Origin of the sequence: Devosia ginsengisoli, assembly GCF_007859655.1 — a bacterium.
GTDB classification, from domain to species: domain Bacteria; phylum Pseudomonadota; class Alphaproteobacteria; order Rhizobiales; family Devosiaceae; genus Devosia; species Devosia ginsengisoli.
This window is the reverse complement of record NZ_CP042304.1, coordinates 1,277,832-1,292,077: the sequence shown is the minus strand read 5'-3', so window position 1 is coordinate 1,292,077 and position 14,246 is coordinate 1,277,832. Positions and strand designations below refer to the sequence as shown.

Below are 14,246 nucleotides of genomic sequence, written 5' to 3'. Positions count from 1 at the left end.
TCCTTGGTTAAAAAGACGGTAAAACGGTGCAATGGAGTTAGCTTGGGGGAGCGCTGTGCATGGCGATTCCTCAGGCCCGGTCGCAGAGGCAATAATAATATGATCCATCCCACCAAGCTGATGCGCGGCGCTTTTCTGGCGCTTGCGATTCTGGGTGCAGCGCCACTTGCTGGCCCCAGCATTCCGCTTCTTGGCGCTGTGACTGCTCAGGCTCAGGAACAACTGGTCGGTGCGGTGCTCTTCGAGGGCAACCGGCGTTTCTCCGATAACCAGCTTCTGGCCATGGTCGACGTGTCGGCCTCCGGCATTTTCACCCAGCAGCGTGTGGCTGCGGATATCGAGAGTATCCGCCAGGCCTATGATCGCGACGGGTTCCTTTCCGTTTCCGTGACGGCGCGGACCGAAGCGACCAGCGATGGTCGCGTTCGTGTCATCTTCACCGTCAATGAAGGCAATCGCGCGGGCATCGCGGCGATCAACTTCACCGGCAACAACGCCTTTGGCGCCAATAGCCTCAAGAGCACCATGCTCACCAAGGAAACCGGCATTCTGAGCTGGTTGTTCAAGGATGACGGCTATGACGAGCGCAAGCTTGCGGTCGATCGCGAGCGCATCCGCCTCTATTACGCCAATCGCGGCTATCCCGACGTCCAGGTGACGTCGGTTGGCGAATATGATGCCAGCAAGAACGCCTACTTCATCAACTTCACCATCAATGAAGGCCAGAAGTACGCATTCTCCAATGTCGGCATCGAGACCAGCATTGCAGGCCTCAACACCGATGCCCTCACGGGTGTGGTGCAGACGGGGAAGGGCAGTGCCTATTCCGCCAGCGACCTGCAGGCCTCGATCGAGGACATGGCCTACGAAGCCACCGTCCAGGGCTATTCCTTCGTCGACGTTCGGGCCCGGCTCGATCGCGACGTGACGAATGGCACGTTCAACGTGACCTATCTCGTGGATGAGGGTGCGCGGCTCTATGTCGAGCGCATCAACATCACCGGCAATACCAAGACGCGTGACTTCGTCATCCGTCGTGAGCTGGAGTTCGCCGAAGGCGACCCCTTCAACCGTGCCCTGGTGGTGCGTGGCCGCGAGCATATCAACGATCTCGGCTTCTTCTCGGCTGTCGATGTCACCACGGGTCCGGGCTCTGCGCCCGACAAGGTGGTGGTCAATATCGCCGTGACGGAAACCTCGACCGGTGAATATGGCGCGACGGCCGGTTACTCCACCACCGACGGTGTGCTGGGCGAAGTCTCGCTGACCGAGCGTAACTTCCTGGGTCGTGGCCAGTATCTGCGTGCCGCCATCGGCGCTTCGCAGGCCGGCCGTACCTTCGACTTCTCGTTCACCGAACCCCGCTTCATGGGCCTCAAGGTTTCGGCTGGCGTCGATGTCTATCATCGCATCACCGAAGAAACCTCGACCGGCTTCTATGGTTCGCAAGCGACCGGTGGCCAGTTCCGCCTTGGCATTCCGCTGACGGCCGATCTGTCCGGCACCGTGTTTGCCGGCATGGAGCGCAAGGTCATTGTCGACAAGGATCCCGATAACTCGCTGCTCGTGGTCAATGGCCATGAGTTCTACAAGGGCTTCATCGGCTACACGCTGACCTGGAACAGCCTCGACGACAACAAGTCGCCGACCGAGGGTCTGCTGGCCACCTTTACGCAGCAGTATATCGGCTGGGATCACAGCCTGATCAAATCCGAGGCGCGGGCGCGCTACTTCATGCCTCTCATCGAGGATAGCGGTATCGTCGCCAGTGTTCGTGGTCAGGCCGGTATCATCAACGATCTGAGCGGCAATGGTGTCCACTCTGTGGAAGCCTTCAGCCCCGGTTCCCAGCTCATTCGTGGCTTCGAAGGTCGTGGCCTTGGCCCGCGTATCGTGAATGGCGCCAATGGCGAGTTCCTCGGTGCGGTGGCCTATGCCGGCGTGTCGGCCGAGGTGCAGTTCCCGCTGCCGGGCATTCCCGAGAGCTACGGCCTCAGCGGTGCGGTCTGGGCGGATGCGGCCTGGGTTGATGGCGTGAATACGCCGCGCCTTGATGGCAATGCGATCGACCCGGGTAGTGTCGACGTGCCGTGGCGGACCTCGATCGGCGCCTCGCTGATCTGGGACAGCCCGTTCGGCCCGCTGCGTGGCGACTTCGCCCACGTGCTGAACAAGTCGACTTCGGACCGGACTCAGGTCTTCCAGCTGACCATGTCCACCTTGTTCTAGCCGTCGTGGCATGAGACAGTTCATTGAGCCGCGGGCGGCATGCACCGCGGCTCAATTCTTTTTAAGTGACACTGATGGTCGACACCCGTTTTCATCGTTTTGCCGGCCCGTCCACAATCGGTGCCATTCTGACGGCTCTGGATCGCAAGGATCTGTTGGCCGGCCTCGCCAATGCCGATCTGTCGATCGAGGGCGTGACCGAGCTCGATCTGGCGAGTAGCGGCGATCTGGCCCTCGCGGCGCATACCGATTATGTCGAGGAACTGCGCGCCACATCGGCCGGCGCGGTTCTGGTGCTGCCGGCTTTGCGCGAGATGGTGCCGGCCCACAGCCTCGCCATCGCCGTCGACAAGCCGCACCAGCTCTTCGCCGATATCCTCGATCACCTCTATCCGGCCAATACCCGCTCCATCATTGCTTCCGGCCGGGACGACCTGGGCGCGCCGGTCTTCGAGCGCGACGTATCGATCGGCTCCAATGTGGTGGTCGGGCCAGGCGTCGAGATCGGCCGTGGCACCGTCATCGGGGCCAATACGGTCATCGGTGCCGGTGTCACTATCGGTCGCAACTGCATTATCGCGGCCAATGCCACTATCGACTGCGCCCATATCGGCAATGAGGTGGTGATCCATTCTGGCGTGCGCATCGGCACCGAGGGTTTCGGCTGGCTCGATTTCGGGCAGTCCAACCGCAAGGTGCCGCAACTGGGCCGGGTGCTCATCCAGGACCGGGTCGAGATCGGCGCCAATTCCACCATCGACCGCGGCGCCCTGGGCGACACGATGATCGGGGAAGGCACCAAGATCGATAACCTCGTGCAGATCGGCCACAACTGCAAGATCGGCCGCGCCTGCCTCATCGCCGCGATGAGCGGGTTGTCGGGGTCGACCATTGTCGAGGATGGCGTGCTGATGGGCGGCGGCGTGGGTACGTCGGGTCACCTGACCATCGGCGCCGGCTCGGTGGTGCATGGCCGCGCCGCGGTGACCAAGAACTGGCCGCCAGGCAGCAAGCTTGCCGGTGCGCCGGCGCAGGATATAAGAGATTTCTGGCGTGAAATCGCCACGATGCGGAAACTTTCCAAGGGGGACAAGCGGGGATGACCGACAGCGCACCAGCCAGCACTGAACTCGGGGCAATGAGTATTGCCGAGATCCTGCAGAGCCTGCCGCATCGCTATCCGTTTCTGATGATCGACCGGATCGTCAAGATCGACCGCGACGAGACCGCCGTGGGCATAAAGAACGTGACGTTCAACGAGCCCATCTTCCAGGGGCATTTTCCCGAGAATCCGGTATTTCCGGGCGTGCTGATCATCGAGGGCATGGCCCAGACGGCTGGCGCCATCGTCATCAAGCATGATTCCGGCACAGGCAAGAAAAACATCGTGCTGATGCTGGGCGTCGACAAGGCCAAGTTCCGCAAGCCGGCCGGGCCGGGGGACACGATCGAGTTCCATATCGCCAAGATACAGCGCCGCCGCAATGTCGGCCGCTACGAGGCCAAGGCCATGGTTGACGGGGTGATCATCGCCGAAGCCGAAATCACGGCGATGATCATCGAGGCGGCTTCGTGAGCTCTCCGGTCGTTCACCCGACGGCCATCGTCGGCTCGGGCGCACAGCTCGGCCAGGGGGTGAAGATCGGTCCCTATTGCATTGTCGGCGACAATGTCGTGCTGCGCGACAATGTCGAACTGCTCTCGCATGTGTCGATCGATGGCCATACCGTGCTTGGCGCGGACAGCAAGGTATTCCCCTTCGCCTCGATCGGCCATGAGCCGCAGGATCGCAAATATCATGGCGAAGCGTCGCGGGTGGAAATCGGCGAGCGCTGCGTCATCCGTGAGTCGGCGACGATCAATCCGGGCACCGAAGGCGGCGGCATGGTGACCAGGATCGGCAATGATTGCCTGATCATGGCCGGCGCCCATGTGGCGCATGATGCCATCCTGGGCAACAATGTCATCATGGCCAATTATGTCGGCATCGCCGGCCATTGCCAGATCGGCGACAATGTCACCTTCGGCGGCATGTGTGTCGTGCACCAGTTTACGCGCGTCGGGGCGCATGCCTTTGTCGGCGCCGCGTCGATGGTGGATGGCGATATCATCCCCTATGGCATGGCGGTCGGCAATCGCGCCTCGCTGACCGGGCTGAACCTGATCGGCCTCAAACGCCGCAAGTTCGATCGCGAGGCGATTCACCACCTGCGCGCCGCTTACCGGCTGATCTTTGCCAGCGAGGGCACCCTGCGCGAGCGCGTCGAGGATGCCGCCGAGCTGTTCAAGAACGACCCGCTGGTCCAGGACGTGGTCGCCTTCATCGCCGCGGCGTCGGATCGGCCGATCCTGCTGCCGCGCAACGGCCACGATGTCGACTAGATGAGTGCTCCGGCAGGCGCTGGTCAACCGGGGGACGAGCATCTCAAGCTCTTCATTCTCGCCGGCGAGCCCTCCGGTGATCGCATAGCGGCCGATCTTGTCGCGCGCCTGCAGCAACGCGTGCCGCTGGCTTTCATTGGCGTCGGTGGCCATGAGCTCGAGGCCTTGGGCCTGCGCTCGCTGTTTCCCATGCGTGACCTGGCTGTCATGGGCGTCACCGATGTGCTGCTGCGCCTGCCGCTGCTGCTCTGGCGCCTCGAGCAGACGGCGCGCGCCATCAAGGCTGCCAGGCCCGACATCGTCGTGCTCGTCGATTCCCAGGATTTTTCGCGCCTGCTGGCCAAGCGGCTGAAGCGCCTCGGCTACAAGGGGAAACTCATCCTCTACGTCGCGCCGTCTGTCTGGGCGCGGGCGCCGCAGCGCGCCGCCAAGCTCAAGCCGCTCTTCGAGGAAGTGCTGGCCGTGCTGCCGTTCGAACCTGCTGTGATGCAGCGCCTCGATGGGCCGCCCACCTGCTATGTCGGCCATCCGGCCCTGGCGGAGCGATTGGCGCGGGACGCCGTGGAAAGTGGCCCGCTGGTGCTGCTGCCCGGCAGTCGCGACGGCGAATTGCGCCGTCATCTGCCGGTGTTCCGGCAGGTGGTCGGCCAGATCGGCTCTCATCCCGTCATCGACGATATTGTCATCCCGACATTGCCGGGGCTGCATGAACGGCTGGAGCGCGAGGTCGCGGATTGGCCGGTTCCGGTGCGCATTGTCTCCGACCGTGCGGCGCGGGCCGATATCTATCGGCAGGCCGCGCTGGCACTGGCTGTCTCCGGCACGGTGACGCTGGAGCTGGCTTTGGCGCAGGTGCCCATGGTCGTGACCTATGTGCTCGATCCGCACCAGGCCCGCATCTATGACGCGCATGGTCGCCCGCCGGTCTCGCTGCCCAATCTCATCCTGGGCCGTATCGCCGTGCCCGAACTGGTGCAGAACGTGCCCGATGCCGACGCCATGCTGGCCGCGGTCCAGACCATGCTCGACAATAAAAAAGCCCGCCAGGACCAGATTGCGGCCTTTGGCGAGCTTTCAGATCTCATGGAAAGCGGCGAAGCCGATTTCCCGCGGCAGGACCCGGCAGACCGGGTCCTGGCCCATTGGCATCAGCGGGCGCTGAGCGCCTCGTAGTCGCGGGCCGGCGAGCCATCATAGAGCTGGCGCGGGCGGCCGATCTTCTTCTGCGGATCGGCGATCATTTCCTTCCACTGGCTGATCCAGCCAACGGTGCGGGCGACCGAGAACAGCACGGTGAACATCGAGGTCGGGAAGCCGATGGCTTCCAGGATGATGCCCGAATAGAAATCGACATTGGGATAGAGCTTGCGCTCGATGAAGTAGGGGTCCTCGAGCGCGATCTTCTCGAGCTCCTGGGCCACCTGCAGCGTCGGATTGTTGTGAACGCCCAGCAGGTCCAGCACTTCCTTGGCGGTCTTCTGCATCACGGTCGCGCGCGGGTCGAAGTTCTTGTAGACCCGGTGGCCGAAGCCCATCAGCTTGAAATTGTCGGACTTGTCCTTGGCGCGGGCGATGAATTCGGGAATGCGGTCAACCGTGCCAATTTCCTTGAGCATGTTGAGCGCCGCCTCGTTGGCGCCACCATGGGCCGGGCCCCACAGGCAGGCCACGCCGGCCGCGATGCAAGCGAAGGGATTGGCATCGGACGAGCCGGCCAGGCGCACCGTCGAGGTCGAGGCATTCTGCTCGTGATCGGCATGCAGGGTGAAGATCAGGTCCATCGCCTTGGCGATGGTCGGGTTCACCTTGTATTCCTCTGCCGGCACCGAGAAGCACATATGCAGGAAATTGGACGCGTAATCGAGGTCGTTGCGCGGATAGACGAAGGGCTGGCCCACCGAATATTTGTACGCCATGGCCGCAATGGTCGGCATCTTGGCGATCATGCGGATCGAGGCGATCTCGCGCTGCTGCGGGTCGTTGATGTCGGTGGAGTCGTGGTAGAAGGCCGCCATGGCGCCGACCACGCCGGTCATCACTGCCATGGGGTGGGCATCGCGACGGAAGCCGCGGAAGAAATAGTGCATCTGCTCATGCACCATGGTGTGGCGGGTCACCAGCTGCTCGAATTCGGCCATCTGGGCCTTGGTGGGCAGCTCGCCATAGAGCAGCAGGTAACAGACTTCGAGATAGTTGCTCTTGTCGGAGAGCTGTTCGATCGGGTAGCCGCGATAGAGGAGCTGGCCCTGGTCGCCGTCGATATAGGTGATGGCGCTGTCGCATGCCGCCGTCGAGGTGAAACCCGGGTCGTAGGTGAACATGCCGGTCTTGGCGTAGAGCGATCGGATGTCGATCACGTCAGGGCCTACCGTGCCGGACAGTACCGGGAATTCGTGGGTCTGGTCCCCGATGACGAGTTTGGCGACTTTTTCGGTCATTGAGCTCTCCTCGAAGGCCTCCGCGTCCGCAATGATTCCGGTCGCTCGAAGCCGTAAACTGGGCAGATATAGCTGCTGCGCAGGGGTATCAGTTTTTACCCTTCCGACGCAACCAATGGGTAAGCAAGGCTTACCCTCCGATTAGCACTAGACAGCGCTCGTTTGATCCTCAAGACGAGCCATACTTTCGTCCCGTCCGATGAGCACCATAACCTCGAAAATCCCCGGCGACACGGTGCGTCCGGTGAGCGCCGCGCGAAGCGGCTGGGCCAGCTTGCCCAGCTTGAGTCCCTTGGCCTCGGCCAGGGCCCGCATGGCCGCATCGATCGCCGGCACCGACCATTCGTTGAGGCCACGCAGCACCTCGGCCATGTCCCTGAGCACGGCCCGTGTCTCCGGCGTCAGCAAGGCTGCCGCCGCGGCATCGATAGCAAGCGGGCGTGACGCATAGATGAACTGGGCCAGGTCGATCAGCTCCAGCACCGTCTTGGCGCGCGGCTGCAATTCGGGCAGGGCCGTAAGAACCGTCTCCTTGTTGGCCGAAAGCCCGTCGACATCGGCCTGCCGACCCACTTCGGCTGATGTCGCCAGCATCACGTCATAGAGATAGGCCGGGGCCGCCTCGCGGATATAGTGGCCGTTGATATTCTCGAGCTTGACGAAATCGAAGCGCGCCGCGCCCTTGTTGAGGCCTTCCAGGCTGAACCACTCGACCATCTGCTCGGTCGAGAAAATTTCATCGTCGCCATGGCTCCAGCCCAGGCGGGCGAGGTAGTTGCGCAGGGCTTCGGGTAGATAGCCCATCTGCCGATAGGCTTCCACGCCCAGCGCGCCGTGGCGCTTGGAGAGCTTGGCGCCATCAGGGCCGTGGATCAGCGGGATATGCGCCATCTCGGGCACGGTCCAGCCCATGGCATTGTAGATGACGATCTGGCGGGCGGCATTGGTCAGGTGGTCGTCGCCGCGGATGATATGCGTTACGCCCATGTCGTGGTCATCGACCACCACGGCATGCATATAGGTCGGCGTGCCGTCCGAGCGCAGGATGATGAAATCGTCCAGGTTCTCGGCCTTGAACACGACCTTGCCCTGCACATGGTCGTCCACCACGATATCGCCTGACAGTGGCGCCTTGATGCGGATCACCGGCGCCACGCCATCCGGCGCCTCGCTCTGGTCGCGGTCGCGCCAATAGCCGTTATAGCGCGGCGGCTTGCCGGCGGCGCGGGCCTCCTCGCGCATCTGGTCCAGTTCGGCCGGCGAGCAGTAGCAGTAATAGGCGTGGCCCATCTTCACCAGTTCATGGGCCACTTCGGCATGGCGCGCAGCGCGGCCGAACTGGCTGATCGGCTCGCCATCCCAGGTCAGGCCGAGCCATTTGAGCCCGTCGACCAGCGCGGTCACGGCGGCTTCGGTCGAGCGTTCGCGGTCGGTGTCCTCGATGCGCAGCAGCATCTTGCCGCCCTTGTTCTGGGCATAGGCCCAACTGAACAGGGCCGTGCGGGCGCCACCGATATGCAGGTAGCCGGTGGGCGAAGGGGCGAAACGGGTAACGACCTGGGACATGAGACCGGAAAGTTTGGAGGATTTGTGGGCCGTGTGTAGCATAGCGCGGCACGAGCGCAAGGGCGGGGGCAAAGCGGGTGCTGGAGGCGGAAACACGCGAGCGCGACACCGGCATTGCGCCTGTGGCGGTGGGGACGCCATCAGGCCAGCGCCTGCCGGCGCTCTGGTCGCGACCGGCTACCGCTACCGGTCTCGCCGACGCCGCTGTTACCCGCCGACTTTTCGTGCTGCTGCCCTTCGCCATGATTGCCGGCCTCATCGCCTATGCCGTGCTGCCGGGCGAGCCGGAACCACAGGCGCTGCTGGCCATCGGCCTTGCCTTGGCCCTGCTCACCGTGCTGCTCAGGCGCTCGATCACCCTGCCGCTGGCCGGCCTGCTCGTCGCGGCATGGGTCGGGTTCTGCCTGTTGCCGCTGCATGGGCTGTGGTTCGGCACCACCATGCTGACGCGGCCCGCCTATGGGCTTTACGAGGCGCGGGTGGACGAGATCGTTTCGGCCACACCGGAAACCCGCCGTGTCGTTGTCTCGAGCCTTACCCCGCTGGCCGATGATCGGCCGCTTCCCATAGTTCGTGCCCGGCTGGTCGTGCCGCCCGAGCCGCCGCTGGCGCCGGGCGATATCATCCGCGCCAAGCTGCGGCTGGCCCCGGTCCCCGGGCCGATCCTGCCCGGCGCCTTTGACGGGCAGTTCCACGCCTATTTCGCCGGCATCGGCGCCTATGGCAATGTCACCAGCGGTTTCGAACTGGTGCGCCACGGCGATAGTTTTGACGCCACCCGTGCCATCGAAGGCCTGCGCATGGCCATCGGCGCCCGCATCGATGCGGTGCTCGACGGGCCCTCCGCCGCCATCGGCCGAGCCATGGTGGTGGGCGACCAGAGCGGCATCGACGACGCCACCCGCGACGTCATGGCGGCGTCCGGCCTGGCCCATATCTATTCGATTTCGGGCCTCCATCTATCCATCGTTGCCGGCGGTACCTTCTTCCTGCTGCGCCTGCTATTGGCGTCCATTGCCGCCACGGCCACGCGCTGGCCGGTCAAGAAGATCGCTGCCGTCGCCGGACTCGTCGCTGCGGCCGGCTATCTGCTGCTGGCCGGCGGCCTCGCCAATGTGCCGGCGCTCCGCTCCACCATCATGCTGGCGCTGATCTTCGGTGCCGTGCTGGCTGGCCGGCGGGCGCTGACCATGCGCAATGTGGCCATCGCGGCTTTGGCGATAACAGTCATCGATCCGGCCAGCATATTCCGCGCCAGCTTCCAGCTCTCCTTCGCGGCCGTGGTGGCGCTGATCGGCATCTACGAAATGCCGCGCCCGCCGCCGGCTGCGGACCGCAACTGGGGCAGGCGGCTATGGGCCACCATCTGGGCCACGGCACTGACCAGCTTCATCGCCGGCACCGCCACGCTGCTGTTCTCGGCCTATCACTTCCAGCAGACCGCGCCGCTCGGCGTCTTGGGCAATGTGCTGGTCCTGCCGGTGGTCAGCCTCGTCATCATGCCCTTCGCCGTGCTGTCGGTTCTCGCCATGCCCTTCGGCATCGAAGCGCCTTTCGTGGCCGTCATGGGCTGGGGCATAGACCGCATGGTCGATGGCGCCGAGCTGGTTGCCGGGTGGAGCGAGGGGCTGACCGGTAACCCTTTGCTGACCGGTCTGGCGCTGGTCATCGGCCTCGTGGCCCTGGCCTGGTTCGCCTTCCTCAACTCCTGGTGGCGGCTGCTCGGCCCCGCTCTGGCGATCCCGCTGATCCTGCTGGTGGGGCTCGATCAACGCCCCGATATCCTCATCGCCGACAGCACACAGGCCGTGGCGCTGCGCACTGAAGCCGGCATGGGCCTCATCACCGGCCGCACCGGCAGCTTCGCCACCGAGGTCTGGAGCGAGCATTATCAGGAGCCGATCGCCGCAAAGGCCGATGGCACATTGTGCGACAGCCTGGGCTGCATCGCCACTACCGACCGCTTCTCGGTCGCGGTGATCCGCAATGGCGCCGCCTTTGCCGAGGATTGCGGTCGCAACGACCTCGTCATCGCCCGCATCCGTGCGCCGGTGACCTGCGCCGGCAGTCAGGTGATCGACGCCGATGCGCTGGCGGCCGGCGGCGTGCACTGGCTGCGCTGGAATGCGGGGGCAGGGCGGTTCGATATCCGCCCCGCCATTCCCAATCTCACCCGGCCCTGGCGAGTCGTGCCACGGTGACGCCGGCGGCGGGCATTTCGGCCGTGCCCAGCACATAACCCGCTTCGTCGGTTGCGGCATTCAGCGCCGCCGGCCCGGCACCGTAATTTACATAGATACGGAACCCGTCGCGCGTCCGGCAACGCACACCCGCCGGCAGGTTGAGCGTCGGCGTATCGGTTTCGGCGAGCAGGTAGTCCACCACGCGCTGCACCAGCGCCCGGTTGCCGCTGGCGCCGAGGTAATAGAGCTTGCCCTGGTTGACCAGCACCGGCCAACCATCCACATCCTCGATCACCACATTGGCCCTGGTCTCGATGCGCTCGCGCCAGTGGTGGATGGCCCCGCTGCCCCGCACCTCGATATCGAGCGCCGGGTCGAGACTGTCGATCCGCGCCACCTTCACATCGAGCAGGTTGCTCGGCAGGTCCGGCGCCAGATTGGCCGGAATGGCAAAATTCTCGGTCTTGGAGCCCGAACGCGGCCCGATCAGCAGGTGTCCGTCGAATTCGGTGATGGCCTCCCGCAGGGCGTCATTCCAGGCGAACAGCGCCGGAATAGCGACGATGTCATAGCCGGCAAAGCTCTTCGTGCTCGGCGGCAGGATGTCGATATCGATGCCGTGCTTGCGGAAGGCGGCATAAAGCGCCCGGACATGGGCGCCATGGGAAAAGCCCTTGGCCTGGGGCTGGATTTCCCAGGCCCACTCGCTCTGATAGTCGAAGACCAGCGCGACGCGGCCCTTGTTGGCCAGACCGTCCAGCGCAACGCTTTTCAGTTCCTCCGCCACCTGCATCGCTTCATGATAGGCCGGCGCCGGCTCGCTGTCGGGCCGCAGCAGGCCGGCATGCATCTGCTCCTGCGCAAAGGGCGCCTGCCGCCAGCGGAAATAGGTCACCACTTCGGCGCCATGGGCAAAACCCTCCCAGGCCCAGAGCCGCGCCATGCCGGGCAGGGGATCGGGGTTGAACTGCGCCCAGTTCACCGGGCCGGGCTGCTGTTCCATGATCCACCAGCGGCCATGGCCCACAGCGCGATAGAGATCGTGGTGGAAGGCGGCATTGTCAGGATCGCCCTGGCGCATATAGAGCCGCTTGATCTCGTCCGGCTCGTCGCTGACCGCCAGATGCCCGATCGGGTAGCTGTCCCAACTGGCGATATCGAGCGTTTCGGCCACGTCGTAATGGTCGAATTCGGTATAGCGCGACATGAAATTGTGAATGACCGGCAGGTCCGGCCGCCGTGCCTTCAGGATATCGAACTGCACCTTATTGAAGGCCGCCACCTGGTCCGAGGCATAGCGGCGGAAATCGAGGTCATGCGCCGGCGCCGCCTCGCAGACCAGCAGGTTCGGCAGGCCCACCTGCTCGAAACTGTTGTAATCCATCGACCAGAACACCGCGCCCCAAGCCTGGTTCAGCGCATCCACATTGCCATATTTCTCCGCCAGCCATTGCCGGAAGCCGGCCTCGGCGGAAGGCGAATAGGAATAGGTCGTGCCGTGGCAGCCATATTCATTGTCGGTCTGCCAGGCGCCGAGGGCAGGGTGGTCGCCCACGGCATCGGCCAGCAGGCGCGTGATGCGCCCGGCCTCTTCGCGATAGCCGAGATGGCTGAAATCATAGTGCCGGCGCGAGCCGAAGCCGCGGCGGCGCCCCTGCGCATCCACTGCAAGCATGGCGGGGTGCTTGTCGACCATCCAGCGCGGCGGCGTGGCCGTCGGCGTGCCGAACACCACTTTGAGCCCATGCCGCCCCAGCACGTCCATGGCCCGGATGATCCAGTCGAAGGTCAGCTTGCCGGGCGTCGGCTCCAGCTTCGACCAGGCGAATTCCCCGATGCGTACCCACTTGATGCCCACCTCGGCCATGCGCGCCGCGTCGCGCTCCCACACATCTTCCGGCCAATGTTCGGGATAATAGCAGACGCCGAGTGCGGGGGTGGTCATGACAGAGGTCTCAGAGAGCGATGGGCGTTTCAGGCTGGCCGGCGACATCCACCGTGATGGCGAACAGGCTTCCGGCATGTTTTTCGGCGGCGAGCTGTTCGGCGCTCAGATTCTTGGCGGCCGTGGTGATGAACAGCGTCTTGAGGTCCGCCCCGCCGAAAGCCGGGCAGGTGACCTGGCTGACCGGCACTTCCACCACGCGGTCCACCGAACCGTCAGGCGCATGGCGCACCACGCAGGAGCCGCCCCAGCGGGCGTTCCACAGGTAGCCTTCGCTATCCACCACGGCGCCATCGGGCCAGCCGCGATGCCCCTCGATATCGGCAAACAGCGTCCACTCGCCCACCGGCAGCCCGGTTTCCGGGTCGGTGGCGCATTGGAGGATCTTGCGGGTCGGCGTATCGGTCCAGTAAGCGATGCGCCCATCCGGCGAAAAACAGGTGGCGTTGGGTATCCTTATGCCCGACTTGAGCGTGGTCAGCGTTCCGGCGCGGTAGTGATAGACCGAACCGACAGGGGCTTCCTCGTCGACCTTGCCCATCGTGCCGATCCAGAAGGCGCCCGAGGGGTGTACCCGGCTGTCATTGGTGCGAGTGATAGGGTTGTCGGCCTCGATCTCGTTGATGCGGTTCATGCCGCCGCTGGCCAGGTCGAATTCCTTGAGCCCGGTCTCGGTCGCCAGCACCAGCATATGGTCGTCCAGCACGGCGGCGGCGGCCACGGTCTCGTTGAACAGCCAGCTATCGGCCACCTCGCCGTCGGCGGTCACGGCAAACAGCGTCTGCTCGTTGATGTCGAAGAAGAACAGTTGCTGGCGGCCCTGATGCCAGATCGGACCTTCGCCCAGTTGGCACTGGCTGTCGAACAGCAGGCTTGCTGTAGCGCTCATGCAGCCTTCCCCGCATCATAGGCGGCAACGGCGGCAGCGGCGCGCTCGGCCACCTGGGCGGCGTCCATGCCGGGCTTGTAGATATAGGTGCCCAGCCCGAAGCCAGTGCAACCGGCGGCGAAATATTCGCCGAAATTGTCCGGATTGGCGCCGCCCACGGCATAGACCGGCAGTTCGGGCGGCAGCACTGCCTTCATCGCCTTGATGCCCTTGGGGCCGAGCACTTCGGCGGGGAAGAATTTGAGCCCGGTCGCCCCGGCCTTGATGGCGCGGAAGGCGTCGGTCGGGGTGAATACACCGGGATAGGACAGCATCTGCAGCCGCACGGTTTCCTCGATCACCTGCTTGTTGGTGTCGGGCGAAACCACGAAGGTGCCCCCGGCATCCGAAACGGCCCAGACATGCTTCTTGCTGAGCACGGTTCCCGCCCCGATGGCGGCTTCGTCGCCCAGCGTATTGGAGGCCAGCGCAATGCTGGTCAGCGCGTCGGGCGAATTGAGCGGCACTTCGATCATGGTGATGCCGGCGGCGATAAGCGCCTTGCAGACATCCAGCGTTTCGTTCGGCGTGATGCCCCGCAGGATGGCGATGATGTGGCGGTGGTCCATACTAGT

Annotated in this window: 11 protein-coding genes; 6 read left to right on the top strand and 5 right to left on the bottom strand. The window is 64.3% G+C overall.

The window, feature by feature from the left end; translation table 11 throughout:
• Positions 1–99: 99 nt before the first annotated feature.
• From bamA to FPZ08_RS06225, 5 genes are all read left to right on the top strand, one after another.
• Positions 100–2,229, top strand: a complete 2,130-nt coding sequence (gene bamA, locus FPZ08_RS06245; RefSeq protein ID WP_146289181.1) for an outer membrane protein assembly factor BamA — start codon at positions 100–102, stop codon at positions 2,227–2,229.
• A gap of 74 nt (positions 2,230–2,303) precedes the next feature.
• Positions 2,304–3,332: a UDP-3-O-(3-hydroxymyristoyl)glucosamine N-acyltransferase gene (lpxD, locus tag FPZ08_RS06240; RefSeq protein WP_146289180.1), complete on the top strand. Its 1,029-nt coding sequence runs from the start codon at positions 2,304–2,306 to the stop codon at positions 3,330–3,332.
• Entirely contained in the window at positions 3,329–3,805 is a 477-nt protein-coding gene (gene fabZ, locus FPZ08_RS06235; RefSeq protein WP_146289179.1) for a 3-hydroxyacyl-ACP dehydratase FabZ, read from the top strand. The genes lpxD and fabZ overlap by 4 nt, the downstream gene beginning before the upstream one ends.
• Positions 3,802–4,611 carry an acyl-ACP--UDP-N-acetylglucosamine O-acyltransferase gene (lpxA, locus tag FPZ08_RS06230; RefSeq protein WP_146289178.1) on the top strand — a complete coding sequence of 270 codons (810 nt, stop codon included), beginning with the start codon at positions 3,802–3,804 and terminating at the stop codon, positions 4,609–4,611. The genes fabZ and lpxA overlap by 4 nt, the downstream gene beginning before the upstream one ends.
• Entirely contained in the window at positions 4,612–5,784 is a 1,173-nt protein-coding gene (locus FPZ08_RS06225) for a lipid-A-disaccharide synthase (RefSeq protein WP_146289177.1), read from the top strand.
• On the opposite strand, the gene gltA is transcribed toward FPZ08_RS06225, so the two are convergent.
• Both gltA and gltX read right to left on the bottom strand, forming a co-directional pair.
• Positions 5,760–7,049, bottom strand: a complete 1,290-nt coding sequence (gltA, locus tag FPZ08_RS06220; RefSeq protein ID WP_146289176.1) for a citrate synthase — start codon at positions 7,047–7,049, stop codon at positions 5,760–5,762. The genes FPZ08_RS06225 and gltA overlap by 25 nt on opposite strands.
• A 147-nt stretch (positions 7,050–7,196) precedes the next feature.
• A complete protein-coding gene (gene gltX / locus FPZ08_RS06215; RefSeq protein ID WP_425457573.1) occupies positions 7,197–8,615 on the bottom strand; it encodes a glutamate--tRNA ligase in 1,419 nt (472 codons plus the stop codon).
• 77 nt (positions 8,616–8,692) lie between these two features.
• Between gltX and FPZ08_RS06210 the strand changes: the two genes are divergently transcribed.
• Positions 8,693–10,816, top strand: a complete 2,124-nt coding sequence (locus tag FPZ08_RS06210) for a ComEC/Rec2 family competence protein (protein WP_146289174.1) — start codon at positions 8,693–8,695, stop codon at positions 10,814–10,816.
• On the opposite strand, the gene FPZ08_RS06205 is transcribed toward FPZ08_RS06210, so the two are convergent.
• The 3 genes from FPZ08_RS06205 to FPZ08_RS06195 are packed head-to-tail and all read right to left on the bottom strand — an operon-like array spanning position 10,785 to position 14,240.
• Positions 10,785–12,743, bottom strand: a complete 1,959-nt coding sequence (locus FPZ08_RS06205) for a beta-galactosidase (RefSeq protein ID WP_146289173.1) — start codon at positions 12,741–12,743, stop codon at positions 10,785–10,787. The two genes, FPZ08_RS06210 and FPZ08_RS06205, sit on opposite strands and share 32 nt — an antisense overlap.
• A gap of 10 nt (positions 12,744–12,753) precedes the next feature.
• Positions 12,754–13,632, bottom strand: coding sequence for an SMP-30/gluconolactonase/LRE family protein (locus FPZ08_RS06200; protein WP_146289172.1), 879 nt, complete (start codon positions 13,630–13,632; stop codon positions 12,754–12,756).
• Positions 13,629–14,240 (bottom strand): 2-dehydro-3-deoxy-6-phosphogalactonate aldolase, encoded by a 612-nt coding sequence (locus FPZ08_RS06195; RefSeq protein WP_146289171.1) that lies wholly within the window; start codon positions 14,238–14,240, stop codon positions 13,629–13,631. Before FPZ08_RS06195 ends, FPZ08_RS06200 begins: the two co-directional genes overlap by 4 nt.
• Between the last annotated feature and the right edge of the window lie 6 nt (positions 14,241–14,246).

What these genes read in the sequence shown, in the direction of transcription:
- gltA (WP_146289176.1), bottom strand. Translation starts at nt 7,049, where the DNA reads ATGACCGAAAAAGTCGCCAAACTCGTCATCGGGGACCAGACCCACGAA.
- FPZ08_RS06200 (WP_146289172.1), bottom strand. Translation starts at nt 13,632, where the DNA reads ATGAGCGCTACAGCAAGCCTGCTGTTCGACAGCCAGTGCCAACTGGGC.
- bamA (WP_146289181.1), top strand. Translation starts at nt 100, where the DNA reads ATGATCCATCCCACCAAGCTGATGCGCGGCGCTTTTCTGGCGCTTGCG.
- FPZ08_RS06195 (WP_146289171.1), bottom strand. Translation starts at nt 14,240, where the DNA reads ATGGACCACCGCCACATCATCGCCATCCTGCGGGGCATCACGCCGAAC.
- lpxD (WP_146289180.1), top strand. Translation starts at nt 2,304, where the DNA reads ATGGTCGACACCCGTTTTCATCGTTTTGCCGGCCCGTCCACAATCGGT.
- gltX (WP_425457573.1), bottom strand. Translation starts at nt 8,615, where the DNA reads ATGTCCCAGGTCGTTACCCGTTTCGCCCCTTCGCCCACCGGCTACCTG.
- fabZ (WP_146289179.1), top strand. Translation starts at nt 3,329, where the DNA reads ATGACCGACAGCGCACCAGCCAGCACTGAACTCGGGGCAATGAGTATT.
- FPZ08_RS06225 (WP_146289177.1), top strand. Translation starts at nt 4,612, where the DNA reads ATGAGTGCTCCGGCAGGCGCTGGTCAACCGGGGGACGAGCATCTCAAG.
- FPZ08_RS06205 (WP_146289173.1), bottom strand. Translation starts at nt 12,743, where the DNA reads ATGACCACCCCCGCACTCGGCGTCTGCTATTATCCCGAACATTGGCCG.